A 22,694-nucleotide genomic window follows, 5' to 3' on the forward strand; every position below is an offset into this window, starting at 1 on the left:
GGTGTCCGGATGACACGCACACGCACGACAGGACACAGAAGTCATGGCAGCACAGAAGCACACCCAGGCCCGGGTGGCGTTCGCAACGGTCGTCGGCACGAGCATCGAGTGGTACGACTACTTCCTCTACGCAGCGGCCTCAGGGCTGATCTTCAACGAACTCTTCTTCGGCCCCCTCGGCTCGACGCTGTCGACCATGGTCGCCTTCGCGACGGTCGGAATCAGCTTCCTCTTCCGCCCACTGGGCGCCTTCCTCGCCGGTCACTACGGCGACAAGCTCGGCCGCCGGGTGGTGCTCATCATCACCCTCATCGCCATGGGCGCGGCCACCGCACTCATCGGCTTCCTGCCGACCTATGAGTCCGCCGGCGCCATCGCCCCGATCCTGCTCATCGTCCTGCGCATCATCCAGGGGGTCTCGGCCGGCGGCGAATGGGGCGGGGCGGTCCTGCTCGCGGTCGAGCACGCCGACGAGAGGTCCCGCGGGCTGCGCGGATCCTTCCCGCAGATCGGCGTCTCGATCGGCCTCCTCCTGTCCTCGGGAGTCCTGGCGCTGATGACCTCGATCGCTCCGGGCGAGGCCTTCCTCGAATGGGGGTGGCGGGTGCCCTTCTTCCTGTCCATCGTGCTCGTCTTCATCGGCTACTGGATCCGCCGCGGCGTCGAGGAGTCGCCGGTCTTCCATGAGATCGCCGAACGCAAGGAGCAGGTGACGAACCCGCTGGGCAAGCTGCTGCGCAGCCACTGGCTGCTCGTCATCCTCGCCTCGCTGGTATTCATGGGCAACAATGCCGCCGGATACATGACCACCGGCGGCTACATCCAGAACTACGCCACGGACCCGGCCGGACCCATCGGCCTCGAGCGCGGCCCCGTGCTGTGGGCCGTGACCGCCTCGGCGGTCTCCTGGCTGATCTTCACGATCCTCGCCGGCGCCGTCTCGGACCGGATCGGGCGCAAGAACTCCTATTTGCTCGGCTGGGTCTTCCTGCTCATCGGCGTCTTCTCCCTGTTCCCGCTGGTCAACACCGGCAGCCTGGGACTGCTTCTGCTGGGACTGATCGTCCTCACCGTCGGCCTCGGCTTCACCTACGGCCAGCAGCCGGCGATGTACGCCGAGCTCTTCCCCTCCAGCGTCCGCTTCTCCGGGGTCTCGGTCTCCTACGCCATCGGCTCGATTCTCGGCGGCGCCTTCGCCCCGACCATCGCGAAGGGGCTGGTCTCGGCGACCGGCACGACCGCCTCGGTGGCCGTGTACCTGGCGATCATGGTCGTCCTCGCCCTCGTCGCCACCCTGGTCCTCCGCGATCGCACCGGGATCCCGCTGGGCCCCGACCACGAGGACGAGCAGGCGGTCAGCCCGATCATCGGAATCCGGTCCGCGGCCGCGGCGTCGGTGACCGGCGATGACGAGACGGCGACGGCGGGGCGGCGGTGACCGTCCCCACCCCGAAAGCGCCAGATCGTATATGAACTGTTAGTATTTGAGCATCACGACGACGTGTTACGAACCGGAGGTTGACATGCATTTCCATCAAAACGGCTATGTGTCCGCTGACCCGCGGATCGAGGAGGCCGCCGGGTACGGCATCGATCGCGACCAGGACCTGCCCGATGAGGTCGACGTCCTCATCGTCGGCAGCGGACCGGCCGGAATGATCGCGGCCGCCCAGCTCTCGCAGTATCCCGGGGTGAGGACTCGGATGATCGAGAAGCGCGATTCCCGCCTGGTCATCGGTCAGGCCGATGGCATCCAGGCCCGTTCCGTCGAGACGTTCCAGGCGTTCGGCTTCGCCGAGGAGATCATGCGCGAGGGCTACCACATCACGGAGATGTCGTTCTGGAATCCGGACCCGGACAATCCCGAGCACATCATCCGCACCGGGCGGCCCAAGGACGATGAGCACGGGATCAGCGAGTTCCCGCACCTCATCGTCAACCAGGCCCGCGTGCTCGACTACTTCGCCCAGTTCGCCGTCCAGTCGCCGGGGCGGATCACTCCCGACTACGGCATCGAGTTCGTCGATCTCGTCGTCGACAGCCCCGAGGCTCCGGCCACGGATCATCCGGTCTCCGTCACCGTCCGCTACACCGCCGGCGAGCGCGCCGGTGAGGAACGCACCATCCGGGCCGGCTACGTCGTCGGCAGCGACGGGGCCCGGTCGAAGGTGCGCTCGTCGATCGGGCGCAAGATGACCGGAGACCAGGCCAATCACGCCTGGGGTGTGATGGATGTGCTCGCGAACTCCGACTTCCCCGATATCCGCACCAAGTGCGCGATCTCGTCGAAGCACGGCAACATCCTCCACATCCCGCGTGAGGGCGGGCACCTGTTCCGCATGTACGTCGACCTCGGCGAGGTCCCGGAGGACGATGCGCGCAGGGTGCGCCAGACGAGCATCGACGAGATCATCAGCCGGGCGAACGCCATCATCGCCCCGTACAGTCTCGATGTGAAGAACGTGGCCTGGCATTCGGTCTACGAGGTCGGTCACCGTCTCACCGATGCCTTCGACGACACCGATGAGACCGATCCCGCCTCACCGTGCCCGCGCGTGTTCATCACCGGAGACGCCTGCCACACCCACTCGGCGAAGGCCGGTCAGGGCATGAACGTGTCGATGCAGGACGGCTTCAACATCGCGTGGAAGCTCGGTCAGGTCATCTCCGGTCGCTCGTCGACGGAGCTGCTGCGGACCTACTCGGCCGAACGTCAGGTCACGGCGAAGAACCTCATCGACTTCGACAAGGAATGGTCGACGCTGATGGCGACCCCGCAGGAGGAGCTGCCGGACAAGACCTACCTCGAGGAGTTCTACGTCAAGACCGCGGAATTCCCCGCCGGGTTCATGACCGAGTACACGGAGTCGATGATCACGACCTCGACGCGGCACCAGGCACTGGCCACCGGGTTCCCAATCGGCAAACGGTTCAAATCCGCGCGGGTCCAGCGCAGCTGCGATGCGAACTTCATCCACCTCGGCCATGAGGCCCGGGCCGATGGTCGCTGGCGCGTCTACGTCTTCGCCGATCGAGCCGCGCCGACCGCCGACGCGTCGAAGGTCGAGGCCCTGGCGTCCTGGCTCGAGTCCGACCCCGGCTCTCCCCTGGTCGCGTACCGGCGAGAGGGAGAGGATCTCGATGCCCTCATCGAGCTCAGCGTGATCTACCAGCAGGAGCACACGGAGTTCTCGTTCCCCGATGTTCCGACGGTCTTCCGCCCGCATGTGGGGGCCTTCGGCCTCGAATACGTCGAGAAGATCTACGCCTCCCTGCCCGATGACGACATCTTCGCCGCCCGCGGGATCAGCCGTGAAGGAGCCGTGGTCGTCGTTCGTCCCGACCAGTACGTCTCCGGCGTCTTCCCGCTCGATGCGCACTCCGAGATCGCCGATTTCTTCGCCGGCGTCTTCGAGCCCGTCAACCGGGCAGTCTCCGGCTGAGCCGCCGGTCCTTCCTCTATGCCTCCGTCCCATGGGGTCTGCGCATGCGGCGTTTGATCCGCAGCCGCCTATCGCGTGTCCGCTGGGCGTCGGCGATCAGACCGCAGACTCCGGCGGCGATGAAGCACAGGCTGCCGAGCACCCAGAGGCCGAACCCGAGTGCCGGATAGGCGACCTCCATGCCGCCGGTCGGCGTCCCCGAGGAGGTCTGGCCCTCCCACACCAGGTAGGGCGGATCGACGATCATCTGGAGCAGCCGCAGGCTCAGCACGGTGCCGAGGACGATCGCAGCCACCGACCACCATCTGGAGGCCTCGAGCAGCCACGCCGTGACCGCGACGATGAGGACGACGGCCCACAGCAGAAGGTAGGCCTCGTCCAGATCGTTCATATCGATCGGCGAGTAGCCGAGCGAGGTGACTCGGATCCGCAGCGAATCGGGCTCACCGCTGTCGAGGACCGGAACGACGATCGTGATCGCCCAGCAGGCGACCGTCGCCACGGGCAGCACTTGGGCCACGACCTTGAGTCGTCGCCCGAGTTCGGTCGTCGTGGTCCGAGTGCTGCCTCTGTCTGCCCTGCCCATAGGTCCGATTCTGATCGGCATCCGTGTGTCGGCTGTTGCGACGATGTTGCAGATCCGACACCGACTCAGTCGGGACCGAAGATCATGAGCGCCAGCTGCTGTTCGACCGGCGCGCCGACGAACGGCGGCCGCGGGTGCCCGCTGCGTCGGCGCCGGTCGGCGCTGCGACGGTCCCGCGGGCCGCGGCTGCAGTGCCGAGGCGGAAGGCGCTCGGACAGCTCGACCGGCGGGTCGACTGCCGTGGTCTCGAAGGGCGGCGGTTCCGAGGTGCTGCTGTCGCAGCGTTCGGGTTCGAGGAACCGGGAGAACATCATCCGCCAGTCCTCCGCCGCGGTCATGGGCTCTGCCGCATCCGGTCCGCACTCGGGGCGGGGGTATCGCATGCGGCGCACCAGCGCCGGAGTCGTCACCGTGTAGGTGCGGCCGCTCGGCGTGGTGACCTTGAGCCCTTCTGCCGTGGCGTCGTGGACCCAGCCGGGGTGCTCCTTCGCGAAGTTGCACGCCGCGCACAGTCCCGAACCGTTGTTCCACTCGGTCGGTCCTCCCCCGGCATGGGGTTCGGCGTGGTCGGCGTGCCGGATGGGCGCATCGCACCAGGGAGTTCGGCACACATCGTCGCGGAAGACGAGCATCTGGCGCAGCCGGCCGGTGAATTCCCGGCCCCGTGCCTCCATCCCCACGAGCTGCCCGTCTTCGGGTCGGGTGAAGAGTCTGCTGATGAGGACCCGCGCCTCGTTCGCGGTGACGAACTCGCGGGCGGTCTTGGCCGGCAGCGGACCGAAGCCGGGCAGCCAGGCCGGCACCAGCCCGTCCGAGAGCAGAGACTCAGCCTCGACGACCAGGTGGACCTCCGCCGGCACGGCGGAGGCCGAGGGCCGACCGCTCAACCGTTCGACGACGGTGTCGGCGAGCACCTGCGCTCGGCTGCGGCCGTTCGCTGCACCGCCGCCGACGGTTGCCTCGGCGGCCCTCCGCAGGCTCTCGAAGGCGGCGACGGCCTGCGGCAGCGGCAGGATCGCCGAGATCCGGCCCATTCCGTCCTCGAGCGGGGTCAGGCTCACGCGCCGATTCGACGCTGCTTTCGCAGCCCGCTTCGCGGCCGCCTCGGCGTCCATCTCGGCGCTGAGCGCGCGTGCCTCAGTGCGCAGACTGCGCAGCCCGGCCGGTCCCAGGCTGCGCTTCATCCTGGAGTCGACCCGGCGGCGGTCGGCGTCGCCGAGCACGGCGGTCTCTTCGACCATGATCCGAGCCTTGTCCTCGGAGATCGAGCCCGTCGCCAGCGCCTTGAAGGTATTGGGCAGGCCGGTCACGACCGTGCGGGCCGTGCTCAGGAACTTCCGTCCCGAACCGGGAGAGACCCGCTTGGCCAGTCCGACCTCGTCGCCGGCGCGGACGCCGCAGTCACGGGCGGGCACCCGGTTGAGGCGATCGCGTTCGACGCGCAGCCGCTCGAAGGCCACGGCCTCACGCGCCTGTGCGGAGGCGATGGTGGCCTTGAGCTCTTCGAGCGCGGTGATCCGCGCCAGCGTCTCCGCCTCCGTCCCACCGACTTCGAGGCTGCGCAGGAGCTCGCCGAACCCGCCGATCTCGGTCAGCGGATCGGGGCCCTGCGATGGGTGCCCGGCGGTGTCGACGTCCATGGGAAGACGGTACCGCTCGGCACTGACACGGCCGGGCACGAGCATGATCCGGGCTGGTCAGTCCTGTTCTTCAGCCGACTCCCCGCTGGATCCGGTTGAGGATCATATCCATGGCCACGAGGTTGTGCCCGCCCTCGGGAATGATGACATCGGCGTTGCGTTTGGAGGGTTCGACGTAGAGTTCGTGCATCGGCTTGACCGTGTCCAGGTACTGGTCCTCGACCGACTGCAGGGTCCGCCCGCGGTCGACGACATCGCGTTTGATCCGTCGCAGCAGGCGCACATCGGCGTCGGTGTCGACGAAGAGCTTGATGTCGAGCAGTCCGCAGATCCGCGGCTCGGCGAAGATGAGGATGCCCTCGACGATGACCACCCGGGAGGGTTCGACCAGGGTCGTTGCGTCGCTGCGGTTGTGGATCGAGAAGTCGTAGACGGGGCTTTCGACCGGTCGGCCGGTCCGCAGCGCGGTGAGGTGGTCGACGAAGAGATCGTTGTCGAAGGCGTCGAGGTCGTCGTAGTTGACCTGCTCGCGCTCCTCGTAGCTCAGCTCGTCGCGCCGCCTGTAGTAGTTGTCGTGGTAGAGCACGGAGGGCGGTCCCTCGCACTTGTCCAGCAGCGCCTTCGTCAGCGTCGTCTTTCCGCTGCCGGTGCCACCGGCCACGCCCACAACCAAAGTCTCCACGGCTCTGCACTCCTCCTCGGCTTCGATCCTGTCCAAATCTATACCAGTCGGCGCCCGGCCCGGATTCCCGTCGGACCGCCGGTCTCGGTTAGACTCGATCCGTGCGCCGTTCGCGCACACAGAGTTTCCTTCGAGCAGAGTTCCGGGAGGTGGTTGTCAATGGATCCCGACAGTCGATTGTGCCCCCTCCCCCTCTTCCACTGACGCCTGCCTCAGCGCACGCGTCGACTCGACTCTGCTTGGAGTACGTCATGACCTCAGTCCTCGACGCCGCCACAGTCCGCTCGCTGACCGAAGACCGCGATCTCGCCTCACTCGGGGCCGCCATCCGGGATCTCGGGCCGAATGCGACCACCGAACTCATCGCCGAGCTCTCGGCCACCGAAGCCGCGATCGTCTTCCGACTGCTGCCGAAGGACGAATCCGTCGAGGTCTTCGACGACCTCGACCGGGGCACCCGCTCGGACATCATCGATGCCCTCCACACGGAGGAGCTGAGCTCGATCTTCAGCGACCTCGACCCCGAGGATCAGGGCCGCCTCGTCGATGAGCTTCCGGCCAACGTCACCGCGAAGCTGCTGGACGCCGTCCCCGCCTCCGACCTCGGCGCGGTGATGGCCATCGCCGGCTACGGCCGGAATTCGATCGCCCGCCGGATGTCGCCGACGGCCGTGATCGCGTGGACAGACGACACCGTCGCCGAGGTGACCCAGCGTCTGCGCGACACCGAGGTCGACCTCGAGGACGTCCGCCTCATCCCCGTCCTCACCCTCGACCGTCGGATCGTCGGCACCCTCGACGCCCTCGAACTCCTCCGCTTCGCGCCCGGCACCGGCGTGGCCGGCCTGGCCGAACCGATCGAGGAGATCACCCACACCGATGACGATATGGAGACCGCCGCCCGGGCGGCCCTGCGCGAGGACGTCACGGTCCTGCCCATCGGGGACCGGGAGGGCCGCCTCGTCGGGATCCTGCCGATCAAGGACGCCGCGCGCATCATCGCCGAGGCCGACGAGGAGGACTACGCGCTGTCGGGCGGCACTCAGCCGCTCTACCGCCGGTACCTTCCGACCTCGATCCTCACGATCGCCCGCACCCGCATCGTGTGGCTGCTCGTGCTCGCGATCTCGGCAGTGCTCACCGTCCATGTGCTCGAGATCTTCGAATCGACGCTGGCCGAGGTCGTCGCGCTCGCGCTGTTCATCCCGCTGCTGACCGGCATCGGCGGCAATACGGGCTCGCAGGCCGCGACGACGGTGACCCGCGCATTGGCGATGGACGAGATCGGCCTGCGCGACTTCCTCCGCGTCGCCGGCAAGGAGCTGACGACGGGGCTGCTGCTCGGGGTGCTGCTGGCGGTGCCGGCGTTCGCGATCGCCTCGCCGCTCTACGGCATCGAGATCGGGGCGGTCATCGCGCTCACGCTCACCGTCAACTGCCCGATCGCGGCCGTGGTCGGCGGCTCGATCCCGATCCTCGCGAAGGCCAGCAGGGTCGATCCGGCAGTCGTGTCGACGCCGTTCATCTCGACCTTCTGCGATGCCAGCGGACTGCTCGTGTACTTCACCATCGCCATCGCCCTCCTCGGGCTCTGAGACAGGAGTGCACCCAGCCGGGCCCAGCAGCCGGACTCAGCCGAGGCTGCGGGTCAGCTGGGTCCACAGCTCCTGGTCGAAGCGGCGCCGACCGAGCAGCCCGGCCATGTGCCGCACCGCGTTGTCGACCTTGCCCCGCCAGACCTCGATCGCGGTCCTCGCATCCGCACGGGCCAGCGACCGGAACATCGCCCGGTCGTCGCTGACGATGCGGTCGCTGGCCGGGGAGTAGTCGAGCTGGAGCACGGAGATGAACAGCCGCAGCCGCAGGGTCAGGGATTCGAAGGCGCGTGCCGACTCACGCAGCCCCGAGGCGCGGGCGAGCTCCTGCTGGAAGTGCAGGTCGGCGTCCTCGACGTCGATGCCGCTGCGCGTCGGTGCCGCGGCCTCGACCTGCCGCAGCGCCAGCTGCACGGGAACCAGGTAGCGCTGGGGGCGCAGGGACAGCGATCTCAGCACGACTTCCCCGATGGCCATGCGCGCGGCGTAGAGGTCGAGCACGTCGACGGTTGTGATCAGCGGGATGCGGGCACCGCCGCGGGAACCGTCGAGCAGCTTGTCGTCGACCATCCGGCGCAGCGCCGCATCCACCGAGGCCCGCGGCACCCGCATGCGCCGCGACAGCAGACGCGGATTGATCCGATCGCCGGGGTCGTAGCCGGAGTCGATGATCTCCTCGCGCAGGGCGATCGCCAGATGCTCGGTGATCGACCTGGTCTCCTTCGGCAACCACGAAGAGATCTCCATTGAGTCAGAAGTAATAGAACTTCTCACCGGCTCGAGCTGGACGGACTCGCGCCACATCACCCCTTCGAGACCGTTCCTGACACGGGCGGCGAGCTGGTCGAGCAGAGAGCCGGGAATGTCCTGACACCCGGCGAGCACGTGCTTGAGCGCGACCACGAATTCCTCGAAGTCCCGATGCACGCTCACTCCGGGCCCGGCATCGGGCATTTCGCCCAGAGGGTCGAAGACGAGGAAGTCGTCGCCGATCTCGCCGGAGACCAGCGCCAGCAGATCAGCGGTGCGGACCTGTCGGTGCTCGCTGCCGAACCGCTGGGGCCAGCGCTGGACACCGGCCGACCGCAGCGCCGCCGTGATCCCGGCGATGCGTCTTCGGATCCGCCGAGGCCCAACGGCCGGTCCGCCGACGCCTTCGCCGGCGGAAGCATCGGCGCGGACGCCGAAGACGAGGAGGGGGAAGCCGGCCGCCGCGAGGACGAGCTCACGGCCTCCGGTCACCTCGGCGGCGGGCACGGTCAGGGACCGGAAGGAGCGTGAGACGATGCTCTGACTCAGCCCGGTCGCCTCCGACAGCGCCCGACTCGAGTAGTCCCGTCCCGAGATCCTCGCTCCGGCGGTTGCGACCAGCGCCTCGATGACCCGATCGGCGGTGCCCTGGATCGGCGGACGACCGCTGCGCGGACGGTCCTCGAGGTCGGTCCGGCTCGCCCAGCGACGCAGGGTCGACGGTGAGGCGCCCGTGCGTTCGGCCACCTCGGCGAGGGTGGAGGTCCGCAGCTGCGCCACGGCGGCACGACGGGTTTCAGGTGAATACATCCCGCTATTCTAATACTTTTGACTCAAACGGACGGGTGGGCCGCTTCGACCTCTTCACCCTCGGTCACCCGCGGCGCATACTGAGTGCAACACTCAAGCTCCACGGTCAGCGCCGATGCGTGAGAGCACCTACGACAGACAGGGGAGCCAGTTGCTGCACACCGATACCGATCTCGAACAGCTGACCGACCGGTCGATCGACACCGTCCGCAGGTGGCTGCGGGTCGCGACGTCGAAGACCGCGGCGAAGAACCCGGCCGCCGAACGGCTCTCGGCGGTCCTGTCGGACGACAACGGTCTGGACTTCACCGTCGGATTCGTCGACCGCGTGGTCCGCACCGATGATGTGCACGCGGCCGCCGATGCCCTGACCGAGGTCGGCAGGCTCGCTCCCGAGACGATGTCCGCTCTCGACCGCGCGCAGATCAAGGCCGGTGCCGCGCTGGCCAAGATCGCCCCTCAGGTCGTCGTGCCCGCCGCCCGAACCCGCCTGCGCCAGATGGTCGGGCACATGGTCGTCGACGCCCGCGACAAGCAGTTCGGCAAGGCCGTGGCCGCACTGACCGGCGACGGTCACCGGCTGAACATCAATCTCCTCGGCGAGGCCGTGCTCGGTGACGGCGAGGCCGATCACCACCTCGAGGAGACCCATCGCCTGCTCGCCCGCGATGATGTCGACTACGTCTCGGTCAAGGTCTCCTCGATCGCCTCGCAGATCTCGATGTGGGCCTTCGACGAGACCGTCGACTACGTCGTCGACCGCCTCCGCCCGCTCTACCAACAGGCGGCGAAGGCCCCGACGGGCGCGAAGTTCGTCAACCTCGACATGGAGGAATACCAGGACCTCGAGCTCACGATCGCCGTGTTCACCCGCCTGCTGTCCGAACCGGAGTTCGCTGACCTCGAGGCCGGCATCGTCATCCAGGCCTACCAGCCCGATGCCCTCGGAGCGGTGCAGCGGCTGAGCGAGTTCTCCGCCGACCGCGTCGAGAACGGCGGCGTCGGGGTCAAGGTCCGCCTCGTCAAGGGCGCGAACCTGGCGATGGAGACCGTCCACGCCGAGATCGCCGGTTGGCCGACCACGACGTGCGATTCGAAGCAGTCCACCGACGCGAACTACAAGCGGGTCCTGCATTGGCTGTTCACCCCGGAGCGGATGAAGGGCCTGCGCATCGGCGTAGCCGGCCACAACCTCTTCGACATCGCCTTCGCCCACCACCTGTCGGCCGACCGCGGGGTCACCGACCGCGTCGAGTTCGAGATGCTGCAGGGCATGGCCAGTGAGCAGGCGGCGGCCGTGACCGAGGACGTCGGCGACCTCCTCCTCTACGTCCCGGCCGTGCATCCGAAGGAGTTCGACGTCGCGATCTCCTACCTCGTCCGCCGCCTCGAGGAGAACTCGGCTTCTGAGAACTTCATGTCCGGGATCTTCGACCTCGCCAACGGCAACGAGGTGTTCAAGCGCGAGGCCGACCGCTTCACCGCCTCGGTCAAGCAGCTCGAGGACATCCTAGGCAGCGATGGCGAGACCGCGCCGGCCCCGAACCGTCACCAGAACCGGGCCGCCGAGGCGGATGCGCAGACCGCGGCCGAACGCTCCGAGGTGCCCGCGGTCTTCCGCAACGAGCCCGACACCGACCCGTCGCTGCCGGCCAACCAGGCCTGGGTGCGCAGGATCATCGCCGAGGCGACCGCCCCCGGCTACCTCGACGACCGTCCGAACGCTCCCGCAGTCGAGACGACCGCGGACCTCGACGAGATGATCGCGAGGGGCCGCGTCGCGGCAACGGGCTGGCGTGAGCTCGGGGCCGCGGGCCGGGCGGAGATCCTCCACCGGGCCGCGGACATCTTCGCCGCCCGTCGCGGTGAGTTCCTCGCCGTCGCAGCCGCCGAGGTGGGCAAGATGCCGGCTCAGTCGGACCCCGAGGTCTCCGAGGCCATCGACTTCATCCGCTACTACGCGCTGAACTCCCTCGAGCTCGACAGCCTCGAAGGGGCGACCTTCACCCCCGACGAGATGGTCGTGATCACCCCGCCCTGGAACTTCCCCGTGGCGATTCCCACCGGCGGCACGGTGGCCGCACTGGCCGCCGGTGCGTCCGTCATCCACAAGCCGTCCAAGCCGACACCCCACTGCTCGGCGCTCATCGTCGACTGCCTGTGGCAGGCCGGGGTCCCCCGCGATGTGCTGCAGCTGTGCGCCCCGATCGAACGGGAGCTCGGCCAGCATCTGGTCTCCCATCCCGATGTCGACCGGGTCATCCTCACCGGCGCCTCGGAGACCGCGGCCCTGTTCAAGTCCTTCCGGCCCGAACTCCACGTCAACGCGGAGACATCGGGCAAGAACGCGCTGGTCATCACGCCCGCCGCGGACCGCGATCTGGCGATGGCCGACCTCGTGCACTCGGCATTCGGCCATGCCGGGCAGAAGTGCTCGGCCGCCTCGCTGGGCATCATGGTCGGGTCGACGTATGACTCGCAGCGCTACCGCAGCCAGCTCATCGACGCCGCCTCGTCGATGGTCGTCGACTGGCCGGCCAACCTCTCGGCGACGATGGGACCGCTGACCGAGGACCCCTCGGACAAGCTGCGCCGCGCGCTGACCAGCCTCGAACCCGGAGAGTCCTGGCTGCTCGAACCCAAGCAGCTCGACGACACCGGTCGTCTGTGGAGCCCGGGCATCAAGGACGGGGTCAAGCCGGGATCGTTCTTCCACCTCACCGAGGTCTTCGGGCCGGTGCTCGGCCTCATGCACGCGAAAGACCTCGACGAAGCCATCGAGTTCCAGAATGCGGTCGACTTCGGCCTCACCGGCGGCATCCACTCCCTCGACCCGGCGGAGGTCGCCACGTGGCTCGACCGCGTCGAGGTCGGCAACGCCTATGTCAACCGCGGCATCACCGGGGCGATTGTGCGGCGGCAGTCCTTCGGCGGCTGGAAGCAGTCCTCGGTGGGTCTGGGGTCGAAGGCCGGCGGACCGAACTACCTCATGCTCTTCGGCCACTTCGCCGACGACCCGGCCTCCCTGCCGGGCGCCCAGGGGTCCGCACAGAGCCTCGAGGCGGCCAAGGCCGATGACCGGCGCTGGCACGAGGCCGAGTTCGGCGCGGCGAAGGATCCCTCGGGGCTGAGCGCCGAGGCGAACATCTTCCGGTACCGCCCGCGCCCGGTCACCCTGCGGGTCACGGCCGAGGCGAGCCTGTTCGACCTCGAGAGGTCCCTGCATGCGGCACGGACCGTGGGTTCGACGGTGCAGCTGTCCGTCGCCGACGATGTGTCCGCCGAGGTCAGGATCGCCGTCACGAATGCCGGTGTGGCCGCGCGGACGGAGACGGCGGCCGAATTCGCCGAGATGGTCGGTCAGGGGCGCTACGATGACACCGTGGGCGCGCGCATCCGCATCCTCGGCCGTGTCGAGGACGAGCTGCTGGCAGCGGCGGCTCCGCGTCCGGAGGTCGCCGTCATCGATGAGCCGGTGACCTCCTCGGGCCGGGTGGAGCTGCGGTACTTCGTCCAGGAGCAGGCGGTGTCGATGACGCTGCACCGCTTCGGCAACCCCAGCCGCGACTTCCACGAGCTGGCGGCCGAGCTCAAGGCCTGAGCGCCCGCACAGCTGACTGACGGCGGTTCTGGAGCCTCGCATGAGGCCGCAGGGCCGCCGTCAACTGGTTCGCGGGCTCAGAACCAGTTGTGCTCGTCCGCGGTCAGCCAACTGATCGGATTGACATTGCGGCCGTTGGACATCGCCACGGAGATGACGTTGGCCAGATAGCGGTCTTCGGAGAACTCCAGGGGCCGCCCGCCCCGATCACGGCTGCGACGCAGGTGCCGCAGCAGCGGTCGGCCGCGGGAGACGCCGAGCAGCGAGGCGTCCTGCTGATTGCACACGGTCGCGGAGAACACGTGATCCGCGCCGGCGAAGACGATGCCGTGCTCATCGGCCAGGTGGCGGCTGACCGAGGCGGTGTCGGCCGGGATCCGCTCCACGATCTCGCCGAGGCTCTCCGGATAGCTCGTGCGCTCGACCATGACCTTCTCCCCGTCGAGCAGGCGCACACGCAGCACCTGCAGCACCCGATCGCGGTGGTCGACCCTGAGGGCCGCGGCGTTCTCCGCGCCGGCGATTCTCCAGGTCTGCTCGATCACCTGTCCGCCCGGGGTCCGACCGTGAGCGGACGCCCACTGGGCGAAGCTGCGGAACTCCTCGGCCACGGCCGCCGGACGCGGTTTGCGCAGCACGACCTTGCGCGCGCCTCGCCGGCCGCCCACGGTGCCCTCGCTGACGAGCAGCCGCAGCGCCTCGCGCACGGTTCCCGGCGCCACATGGTAGTCGGCGGCGAGCGCGGCTTCGGATTCGAGCAGCTGGCCGACCTGCCGGCGACCGGTCCGGATCGACTCCCTGATCTGCTCGGCGATCTGCTCATAGCGAGCTCCGGACGCCGATGCCCCCGTGCCGGTCACAGGATCCGTCCTCTCACCGCTGCTCCCCTTCCACACATGCTGCACGATTCGCATTGCCTGCCACTCTGCCTCCCCTACGCTACCTCACCGCCGGCCCGCCCCCGGACGGGTGTCGCAGTTTCCCACTTCACTGGTGAACTTTTTATAAATTTCTCAACCTCACTAGTTATCTGACTTGGCAAAGGGCGGAGGCTTCCCTATTGTTGTTGTGGCTCGAAACACCCCGACAGACAGCAGAGAGCGCAAGCGCCGACGGGGTCGAACAGGCGTGAGCGCAAACGTCCGAAAGGCGAGTACGACTATGAAGAAGCAAGCCCGGCTGCTCACGGCGGCCATCACTCTGGGCGCTCTGACCGCGCTGAGCGGCTGCGGCGGAAGCGGCGGCGAATCCGAGGAATCGGCGAACTGGCGGTCCGCGACCTCCGTCGAGGACGGCGGCGGCATGGACGCCCTCGTCGAGGCGGCTCAGGCAGAGGGCTCTCTCAATGTCATGGGCCTCTTCCCCGACTGGGCCAACTACGGAGGGCTGCTCGACGCGTTCTCCGACAAGTACGACATCGAGATCAACAACGACACCTCCACCGGCGCCAGCCAGGACCTCATCAACGCGGTGAAGAACCGGCAGGGGCAGGAGACCTCGCTCGACTACCTCGACACCGGCGAGTCCTTCGCCGTCGACGCCGACGAGGAGGGCCTTCTGGCCGAGTACCATCCGGCGACCGCCGACGATCTCCCGGACAATATGAAGTCGAAGGACGGCACCTGGTACAACCACCTCGGCGGGACGATGGCCATCGGCTGCGACACCGAAGCCGTGAAGAAGTGCCCGACGAGCTTCGAGGAGCTGCTCGGCTCCGAATACAAGGGCAAGGTCGCCATGCGCGGCAACCCGACGACCGGCGAGGCGGGCTTCATGGCGGTGTTCGCCGCGTCCCTGGCCAACGGCGGATCGCTTGATGACATCGAGCCCGGCATCGACTACTTCAAGCAGCTCTCGGACAAGGGCAACCTCGTGCCCACCGAAGCCGAAGCCGGCACCATCGAGACCGGAGAGACCCCGATCGTCGTCAACTGGGACTACCTGCTGCTGCAGTGGGCCGACGACCTCTCCGACAGCGGCATCGACCTGTCCGTCGACGTTCCCTCCGACGGCACCGTCGCCTCCTACTACGCGGCCTCGCTCAACGAGGACGCCCCGCACCCGGCGGTGGCCCGCCTGTGGCAGGAGTTCGTCTTCAGCGATGAAGGACAGAACCTGCTGCTCGACGGCTATGTCCTGCCCGGCCGCCTCGATGCGATGGTCAAGGCCGACACGGTCGATGAGGACTCCCTGTCGAAGCTCCTCGACGACTCGGTCGACCAAGAGGCCCCGCAGCCGACGCAGGAGCAGCGCGACGCCCAGGCGGAGGTGCTCGCCGACAAATGGGCCGAGGCGGTCGGATGAGATCGGCCCCACCCGCGGCCGAGGCGGTCGACGCCTCGGCCGGGCACCCGCCCGCACGCAGGCGCCGCCGCACCGTGTCTCCGGCCTGGGGCGCGCTGGCACCCCTGACCGTGGTCATCATCGCCTTCTTCGTCATCCCGATCTGCGGCATGGTCACGACCTCGGTGCTCGTCCCCGGCCCGGAGCGGGGCTCATCGGTGCTCAGTGCCGAGAACTTCGCCGCCCTCGGCTCCGGCTCACGGTCGATGGCCCTGCAGAACAGCCTCCTGCTGTCCTTCACCGCCGCCACCGTCGCCGCCGTGTTCGGCGGAGTCTGCGCCTGGGCGATCTCGACGGTGAAGTCGAAGATCATCGATTCCCTCACTGCCGTAATCTCCAGCGTTCTGGCCAATGACGGCGGCGTGCCGCTGGCGTTCTCCTTCATCGTCGCCGTCGGCAACACCGGGTACTTCACGGCCCTCGTCACCGCCGTCGATTCGACGTTCACGCTCTACAGCGTCAAGGGCCTCATCCTCATGTACCAGTACTTCCTCATCCCGACGATGATCCTGCTCACCCTGCCCAGCTTCGTCGCCCTCCGACAGCAGTGGCGGGAGGCGAACACGAGCCTCGGCGGCACCTCCCTGACCTTCTGGCGGCGGGTCGGCCTGCCTGTGATCACCCCCGCCCTGCTCGGCGCATGGCTGCTGATGTTCGGTTCGGCCTTCGGCACCCACGCCTCGGCGGCCGTGCTCATCGGCACCGGCGCCTTCCCCCTCATTCCGCTCGAGATCGCCGGTCAGCTGGCCGGATCGGCCGCGACCGGCGGAGAGGGTGTGGCCATGGCCCTGGGCGTGACGACCGGCGTGGTCGCCGTCATCGTGCTCATCGCCTTCAACGCACTGACGAAGAGGAGCGCGAAGTGGCTGAACACCTGAGATCGTCCAGCACGACGGTGAGGTTCCTCGCCTGGCTGCCCCTGGCGGCCCTGGCGATCTTCATCCTCACCCCGCTGCTGAGCTCCCTGACCTATTCGTTCTTCCGCTCCGACGGCAGCTTCACGACCTCGGGGCTGACGGGACTGGCCGATTCGGGCAAGATCATCGCTCCGCTCACGCGCAGCCTCATCGTCTCCGTCCTCGCCGTCGTCGTCCTGGTGCTCACCCTGGTCCCGGCCGTCGTCGCCGTCCACCTGTGGGCGCCGAGGCTGCGGTCCCTGCTGTCCGTCCTGTGCACCCTGCCGCTCGTCGTCCCGGCGATTGCGATCGTCGCCGGTCTGTCCGCCGTGCTGCGCAGCCTCGCCTCGCACGGCCGGGGCAGTCTGGGCATGGAGATCAACACCCTGCTCCAGAATCAGGATCTCCCGTTGGTGCTCGTGGGCACCTATGTGGTGCTCTGCCTGCCCTTCACGTTCCGGTCGATCGATGCGGGGCTGTCGACGCTGCCCCTGCGGACCCTCTACGAGTCCTCCTCGATCCTCGGCGCCGGCCTGTGGACGACGCTGTGGCGGGCGGTCATACCGAACATCCGCGGTCCGGTGATGTTCTCCGCGTTCTTCACCTTCGCCCTGTCGATCGCCGAATACACCGTGGCGGCGACGCTGTCGATCAACACCCTCCCGGTGTTCCTCAACACTCTGTCGAGCACGAACTTCCGCGGATCGATCACTCTGTCCGTGCTGCTCAACCTCACCACCTGGCTGCTGCTGGCCTCGGCGACGATCAGCGCCTCGCGCTTCGGACACCGGACGAGTCCCGATGAGCCCGCACCGGCACCATCCCGAAAGGAAGCCGCGATCTCATGAGCACTCCTGAGCGATCATCAGTCGACGATGCGATGTCGGTGCGCTTCGAGCGCGTCGACAAGTCCTATGGCACCACCTCGGTGCTGCGCGATTTCAGCATCGACATCGAAGCCGGCAGCATGGTCAGCTTCCTCGGCCCCTCGGGCTGCGGGAAGACGACCACGCTGCGCATCCTCGCCGGATTCGAACCCGTCAACGGCGGCGATGTCCTCGTCGGCGGGGAGTCCGTGCTGCGGCTGCCGCCGAACCGGCGGGACATGGGCATGGTCTTCCAGAGCTACAGCCTGTTCCCCAACCTCAGCGTCACCGACAACATCGAATACGGTCTGCGCATCCGCAAGGTCGGTGCCTCGGCGCGGAAGAAGCGCAGCGATGAGCTCCTCGAGATCTGCGGTCTGACCGGCATGGGCACGCGCTTCCCGCATCAGCTCTCCGGCGGTCAGCAGCAGCGGGTCGCCCTGGCCCGCGCCTTGGCCACCCAGCCGAAGGTCCTCCTCCTCGACGAGCCCCTGTCCGCGCTCGACGCCTCCGTGCGGGCCTCGCTGCGCGACGAGATCCGTCGCGTGCAGCAGACTCTGGGAACGACCACCGTCTTCATCACCCACGATCAGGGCGAGGCCCTGGCGATCGCCGACCGGGTGGCGGTGATGAATGCCGGACGGATCGAACAGTACTCGGCCCCGCACGAGGTGTACATGACTCCGAAGACACCGTTCGTCGCCCGCTTCGTCGGGTCGATCAATGAGTTCGCGGTGCCGAGCAGCTGGGCCGTCCGCGACCGTCTGCCCATCGACGCCGATTCCGCGGACACCGTGTTCATCAGGCCCGAGAATCTCGCGATCGCGGCGGTCGACGACGGCTTCCTCGAGATCAAACGCCAGACGTACACGGGCGAGCGCACGATGATCCACCTCGGCCTGCCCGGTGACGATCGGTCGCGCTGGTCGGCTTCGCTGGCCTCGGCCGAGGCGGCGAGCATGCGCCCGGGAACCCGGGTCGACGCCAGTGTCACCGCCGCCCCCGCCCTGCGGCTGGAGGCGGACGAGGTGGGTCAGGCATGAGACTCAGTCGCATCTCGGGTGCGGTCTTCGACTGCGACGGCATCCTCGTCGACTCCGAGCAGCCGTGGATCGACCTCATGGCCGACTGCCTGCGGCGCATCGGGGCCGTGGACGTTCCGGCCCAGCAGCTGCGCGGGCTCACCGCCGCCGAGGCGGTCGTGAAGCTGGCCGAGATCCACGACGGCCTCGGTGCCGCGGCGACATCGTCGCCGCCGAGCACCGAGCAGATCGATTCCGCGTACAGCCGGGCACTGGCCGGTCTCACCGCCCCGATGCCGGGGGCGCAGGAACTCGTGGCCGCGATGTCGGGCACGATCCCCGTGGCCGTGGCCAGCAACGGCCGCGGTGAGGACGTGCGGGGTCTGCTCGAACGGGCGGGGATGCTCCACCTCTTCGACGAGGTCGTGACCATCGATGACGTCGCCGACGGCAAACCCGCACCGGACCCCTATCTCACCGCGGTCTCCCGCCTCGGTCTCGACCCCGCAGCGGCCGTGGCCTTCGAGGACTCGCCGGTCGGTTCGCAGGCCGCACACCGGGCAGGATGCACGGTCATCGGAGTGAACGAGGACGCCGAGGTCGGCCTGACCGCCGATGTGCGCCTGACCCACTTGGGGCAGGCGCGCTTCGACACGAGCACCCGGACCCTGCACCTGCCCTGAACCGCCTTCCACTCAAGGAGCACCATGCCCACGACTTTCACCCTGCAGACCTGGAATCTCTGGTACGGCGGCCGCGAGGTCGACTACGGACAGGAGAAGCAGTACGCGATCGCCGCGCAGTTTCCCGCAGACGTCCTCGCCGTCCAGGAATGCTGGGGCACTGCGGCGGAGAATCTGGCGCCGAAGCTCGGTGCCGGCCTGGCCCAGTCCGGCTGGGACACGGCCGTCATCGCCCCCGGCGAGCTGACACCGCTGGCCACCGACACGCTTCCCTATGCGCAGGCGGCCCTGGCCACCCCGGTCCCGGGCGCCGGCAGGGTGCTCGTCTGGTCGGTCCACCTCGCCGCCTATCCCTATGCCGTCTATCGCGCCCTCCAGGGCGAAGGGCAGGAAGTCGCCGACGCCGAGGAAGCCGAGCGTCTGAAGCAGATCGAACAGGTCCTCGCCGAGACCTCGCGGCTATGCACCGAGCTCGGTGATGAGAACCTGCCCGTGGTCGTCTGCGGGGACTTCAACACCCCGGCCACCGGGGACTGGGCGGCACGCAGCGATCGTCCCGACATCGCCTGGCGGGCACCGGATGCGCTGGTCGAGGCGGGATTCGTCGACACCTTCCGCGCAGTCCACCCCGATCCGGTGACGACCCCGGCCGACTCCTGGTCGCCCATCGAACCGCTCACCCATGCCGGGCACGAGGTCAAGCCCGAACCCGGCCGCACCGATGGTGCCGAGCCCCGTGATCGCATCGACTTCATCTTCGCCCGGGGGCTCGAGGTCGTCGACAGCCTCATGCGCGGCTGCAGCGTCGACGGCCTGGTCGAAGACGGTTTCGTCGATGTCGGTGGCCGCTGCGAGCTCATCCCGAACCAGCGGCAGAACCGGTTCCCGTCCGATCATCAGCTCGTCGAGACGCGATTCTCCTTCCCCGCCTGAGCGAAGGCTCCTGACCGCGACGGCAGGTCATCAGTCACTTCACCGACTTCGGCACGATGACCATGGCAGCGAAGCCGAGCACGGCGACTGCGGAGAAGAGATAGAAGCCCCAGGGGTAGGCGATGCCGGCGGTCACGAGCGCTCCCGTGATGAATGGTCCGACGATGGCGCCGAGGCGGCCGATGCCCGAGGCCATGCCGAGCGCGGTCCCGCGCGCCTGCGCCGGGTAGATCGCGGAGACGAAGGCGTAGACGAGCACCTGCGCGGAGAAGACGAAGACGCCGGTGATGAAGACCGCGAGGTTGAGCAGGATCTGGCTGGTCATCGGAATCGACAGGGCGGCGAGGAAGACCGCGGCGAGGACGAACCACATGAGCACGATCCTCTTCGTTCCGTGCTGATCGGCCAACCAGCCGGCCAGGACGAGTCCGACGACGGCTCCGATGTTCATCACGAAGAGCATGACGAGGGAGTCCGAGACCTCGTAGCCGGCGTCGGCCATGATCTTCGGCAGCCAGGTGTTGAGCCCGTAGACCAGCAGCAGTCCCATGAAGCTCGAGGCCCAGACGCCGATGGTGACCAGCGCGAGCCTGCCTTCGAAGAGTCCGGCCATGCCGGATTTCGCCCTCGCGTCGACGTGACCGGCGGGATCGATCGCTTCTGTCACGGTCGCCGAGGCGGCCGCAGGGTTGCGCTTGGCTTCCTGGGCGATGCGGAACGCCTCCGATTCGGGCAGCTTCCACCACAGGAGCGGAACCATGAGCAGGCCCGCGAGTCCGCCGGCGGCGAAGAGCAGATGCCAGTTGTGCGAGTAGGCGACGGCCAGCAGCGAGATCCCAACGGCGCCGGCATGGTACCCGGTCATGGTCAGAGTCGTCGCTTTGCCGGTCTTGCCCGACTTGCTGTACTCGCTGATATAGGCCAGGCAGCTGGGCATCACGGCGCCGAGGAAGATGCCGGCGATGAACCGGAAGAGCGTGAACAGGGCGACGTTCGGGGCGAAGGCCACGAAGAGAGTGAAGAGGCTGAAGCCGATGACGCAGGCGATGATCGTCCACCGTCGTCCGATCCGGTCGACCACGGGCCCGACGGCCACAGCGCCCGATCCGACGCCGACGAGGCTGAGCGTGGCCACGAGGGTGGCCGCCTCGGGGGTGAATCCGAGGGCCTGAGTGGCCAGCAGCTCGGGGATGACTGCGCCGAGGACGACGAGGTCGAAGCCCTCGAGGGCGACGGCGAGCCAGCAGAGGACGGCGGGCCACCGGCCCACCGAGTCGGCGGCGGTGGCGGCTGGGGCAGGGGCGGTTGAGGACATCGGTGTCTCCGTGCGGTCGGCGGTGACCGGCGGTCGGCCGGTCGGGTGGAGGGGGCGGATCAGAACGGGTAGTCAGCGATCGTCGAGCGCATCGTCACCCATTGGGTTTCGGTGAAGGCCTCGATATTGGCCTCGGCCCCGCCGAAGCGGGACCCGTTGCCCGAGTCCTTCATGCCGCCGAAGGGCACATTGGCCTCATCGGAGACGGTCTGTTCGTTGATGTGGATCTTGCCGGTGTCGACGAGGTCGGCCAGCTCCATGGCCATGCCCACATCGCCGAGGATGCCCAGGGAGAGCCCGTATTCGCTGGCGTTGACCATCTCGGCGGCCTCGTCGAGGGTGGAGAACGTCGCCACGGGGGCCACGGGCCCGAAGATCTCCTGCGACCAGGCCGGGTTCGACGGGGTCAGGTCGGTGAGCACCGTGGGTGGGACGAAGGCTCCCTCACCGGGCCCTCCGGCGACGAGCCGGGCGCCGTCGGCGGTGGCCTTGTCGATGATCTCGCGGATGCTGCTCCGCTGCTTGTCGTCGATGATCGGCCCGATCGCGACCTCCTCGGCGGCGGGATCGCCCACCGGCAGGTTCCGGGCACGGCTGGACAGCTGCTCGACGTAGTCGTCGGCGATCGATTCGTGGACGAGGTGGCGGCCGGTGGTCATGCAGATCTGTCCCTGGTGCATCCACGAACCGAAAGCCCCGGCCGAGGTGGCCGGACCGACCTCGGCGCCGGGCAGGACGACGAGCGCATTGTTGCCGCCGAGCTCCAGGTGGCAGCGCTTGAGGAGGCGACCGGCGGCCTCGCCGACCTTGCGGCCGGCCGCGGTCGACCCGGTGAAGGAGATGACGGAGACCTCGGGGGCGGCGACGACGGCCTCACCGGCGTCGAGCCCACCGGGCAGGACCTGGAGGAGCCCCTCGGGCAGACCCGCCTCGGCGAAGATCCGGGCCAGGGCGACACCGCCGCAGACCGCGGTGCGGGGGTCGGGTTTGAGCAGGACCGCGTTGCCCAGGGCCAGCGCCGGGGCGACCGAGCGGATGGAGAGGATGAGGGGGAAGTTGAACGGGGCGATGACGGACACGACTCCGGCCGGGACTCGGCGGGCGAAGGACCAGCGGGGTTCGTTCGAGGTCAGCACCTGGCCCTTGGGCTGGCTGGGCAGCGCGGAGGACTCGTAGCAGATCTGTTCGGCGGAGCTGACCTCGAGTCCGGCCTTGGCGGGGATGGCACCGGATTCGCGGATGATCCAGTCCGAGATCTCCTCGGCGTGCTCGGCCCACAGCGCCCCGGCCCGGCGGAGCACGGCGGCGCGTTCGGCCGGTGTGGTCCGTGCCCACTGCTTCTGTGCGGCCGCGGCCCGCGTGGCCGCGGTGGTGACGTCATCGGCGCTGGCGGCGCCGAGGCGGCCCAGGGACGCCCCCGTCGCCGGTTCGATGACGTCGTAGGTCTCCCCCGCGCCTTCGGTCCACCGGCCGGTGAAGATCCTGCTGTGCCAGTCCGATCCCAGGAAGCTGTTCTCGCTCATGGTCTC

The 22,694-nt window shown here is 68.4% G+C and carries 17 protein-coding genes; 10 read left to right on the forward strand and 7 right to left on the reverse strand.

The features are described 5' to 3' along the window. The first annotated feature begins 43 nt into the window (after nt 1-43). Entirely contained in the window at nt 44-1,438 is a 1,395-nt protein-coding gene (locus IG171_RS12785) for an MFS transporter (RefSeq protein ID WP_212127803.1), read from the forward strand. An 85-nt stretch (nt 1,439-1,523) separates the two neighbouring features. Continuing rightward, entirely contained in the window at nt 1,524-3,443 is a 1,920-nt protein-coding gene (locus IG171_RS12790; protein WP_212127804.1) for an FAD-binding monooxygenase, read from the forward strand. A 16-nt stretch (nt 3,444-3,459) separates the two neighbouring features. Here the strand turns inward: IG171_RS12790 and IG171_RS12795 are convergent, their stop codons facing one another. The 3 genes from IG171_RS12795 to udk all read right to left on the reverse strand — a co-directional run bounded on the left by IG171_RS12795 (nt 3,460) and on the right by udk (nt 6,351). Next, nucleotides 3,460-4,029, reverse strand: a complete 570-nt coding sequence (locus IG171_RS12795; protein WP_212127805.1) for a hypothetical protein — start codon at nt 4,027-4,029, stop codon at nt 3,460-3,462. A 65-nt stretch (nt 4,030-4,094) separates the two neighbouring features. Beyond that, nucleotides 4,095-5,669 (reverse strand): DUF222 domain-containing protein, encoded by a 1,575-nt coding sequence (locus tag IG171_RS12800; protein ID WP_212127806.1) that lies wholly within the window; start codon nt 5,667-5,669, stop codon nt 4,095-4,097. A 70-nt stretch (nt 5,670-5,739) separates the two neighbouring features. Further along, on the reverse strand, nt 5,740-6,351 hold the full coding sequence (gene udk, locus IG171_RS12805) for a uridine kinase (RefSeq protein ID WP_212127807.1): 612 nt from the start codon (nt 6,349-6,351) through the stop codon (nt 5,740-5,742). A gap of 251 nt (nt 6,352-6,602) precedes the next feature. Here udk and mgtE point away from each other — a divergent pair, with 251 nt between their 5' ends. Continuing rightward, entirely contained in the window at nt 6,603-7,946 is a 1,344-nt protein-coding gene (mgtE, locus tag IG171_RS12810) for a magnesium transporter (protein ID WP_212127808.1), read from the forward strand. 36 nt (nt 7,947-7,982) lie between these two features. Here the strand turns inward: mgtE and IG171_RS12815 are convergent, their stop codons facing one another. Further along, a complete protein-coding gene (locus tag IG171_RS12815) occupies nt 7,983-9,506 on the reverse strand; it encodes a GntR family transcriptional regulator (RefSeq protein WP_212127809.1) in 1,524 nt (507 codons plus the stop codon). A 115-nt stretch (nt 9,507-9,621) separates the two neighbouring features. On the opposite strand from IG171_RS12815, the gene IG171_RS12820 reads away from it, so the two are divergent. After that, nucleotides 9,622-13,107: a bifunctional proline dehydrogenase/L-glutamate gamma-semialdehyde dehydrogenase gene (locus IG171_RS12820; protein WP_212127810.1), complete on the forward strand. Its 3,486-nt coding sequence runs from the start codon at nt 9,622-9,624 to the stop codon at nt 13,105-13,107. A gap of 77 nt (nt 13,108-13,184) precedes the next feature. Here IG171_RS12820 and IG171_RS12825 read toward each other — a convergent pair whose 3' ends face one another. After that, nucleotides 13,185-14,021, reverse strand: coding sequence for a GntR family transcriptional regulator (locus IG171_RS12825; RefSeq protein ID WP_212127811.1), 837 nt, complete (start codon nt 14,019-14,021; stop codon nt 13,185-13,187). Between the two features lie 247 nt (nt 14,022-14,268). Here IG171_RS12825 and IG171_RS12830 point away from each other — a divergent pair, with 247 nt between their 5' ends. The 6 genes from IG171_RS12830 to IG171_RS12855 are packed head-to-tail and all read left to right on the forward strand — an operon-like array spanning nt 14,269 to nt 19,850. Continuing rightward, nucleotides 14,269-15,411: an ABC transporter substrate-binding protein gene (locus IG171_RS12830; RefSeq protein WP_212127812.1), complete on the forward strand. Its 1,143-nt coding sequence runs from the start codon at nt 14,269-14,271 to the stop codon at nt 15,409-15,411. Beyond that, nucleotides 15,408-16,328, forward strand: a complete 921-nt coding sequence (locus IG171_RS12835; RefSeq protein WP_212127813.1) for a spermidine/putrescine ABC transporter permease — start codon at nt 15,408-15,410, stop codon at nt 16,326-16,328. The genes IG171_RS12830 and IG171_RS12835 overlap by 4 nt, the downstream gene beginning before the upstream one ends. Next, nucleotides 16,313-17,194 carry an ABC transporter permease subunit gene (locus tag IG171_RS12840; RefSeq protein WP_212127814.1) on the forward strand — a complete coding sequence of 294 codons (882 nt, stop codon included), beginning with the start codon at nt 16,313-16,315 and terminating at the stop codon, nt 17,192-17,194. The genes IG171_RS12835 and IG171_RS12840 overlap by 16 nt, the downstream gene beginning before the upstream one ends. Next, nucleotides 17,191-18,255, forward strand: coding sequence for an ABC transporter ATP-binding protein (locus tag IG171_RS12845; protein WP_212127815.1), 1,065 nt, complete (start codon nt 17,191-17,193; stop codon nt 18,253-18,255). Before IG171_RS12840 ends, IG171_RS12845 begins: the two co-directional genes overlap by 4 nt. Beyond that, nucleotides 18,252-18,917: an HAD family phosphatase gene (locus IG171_RS12850; protein ID WP_212127816.1), complete on the forward strand. Its 666-nt coding sequence runs from the start codon at nt 18,252-18,254 to the stop codon at nt 18,915-18,917. Before IG171_RS12845 ends, IG171_RS12850 begins: the two co-directional genes overlap by 4 nt. Nucleotides 18,918-18,941: 24 nt before the next feature. After that, the gene (locus IG171_RS12855) at nt 18,942-19,850 is read left to right on the forward strand and encodes an endonuclease/exonuclease/phosphatase family protein (RefSeq protein WP_212127817.1); all 909 of its coding nucleotides are present in this window, start codon (nt 18,942-18,944) and stop codon (nt 19,848-19,850) included. A gap of 34 nt (nt 19,851-19,884) precedes the next feature. Here IG171_RS12855 and IG171_RS12860 read toward each other — a convergent pair whose 3' ends face one another. Together IG171_RS12860 and IG171_RS12865 are read right to left on the reverse strand one after the other, a co-directional pair. Further along, complete coding sequence (locus tag IG171_RS12860; protein WP_212127818.1) at nt 19,885-21,165, reverse strand: aromatic acid/H+ symport family MFS transporter; 1,281 nt, start codon at nt 21,163-21,165, stop codon at nt 19,885-19,887. Between the two features lie 59 nt (nt 21,166-21,224). Beyond that, nucleotides 21,225-22,688 carry a benzaldehyde dehydrogenase gene (locus tag IG171_RS12865; RefSeq protein WP_212127819.1) on the reverse strand — a complete coding sequence of 488 codons (1,464 nt, stop codon included), beginning with the start codon at nt 22,686-22,688 and terminating at the stop codon, nt 21,225-21,227. Between the last annotated feature and the right edge of the window lie 6 nt (nt 22,689-22,694).

Origin of the sequence: Brevibacterium sp. SMBL_HHYL_HB1, assembly GCF_018208375.1 — a bacterium.
GTDB lineage: Bacteria > Actinomycetota > Actinomycetes > Actinomycetales > Brevibacteriaceae > Brevibacterium > Brevibacterium intestinavium.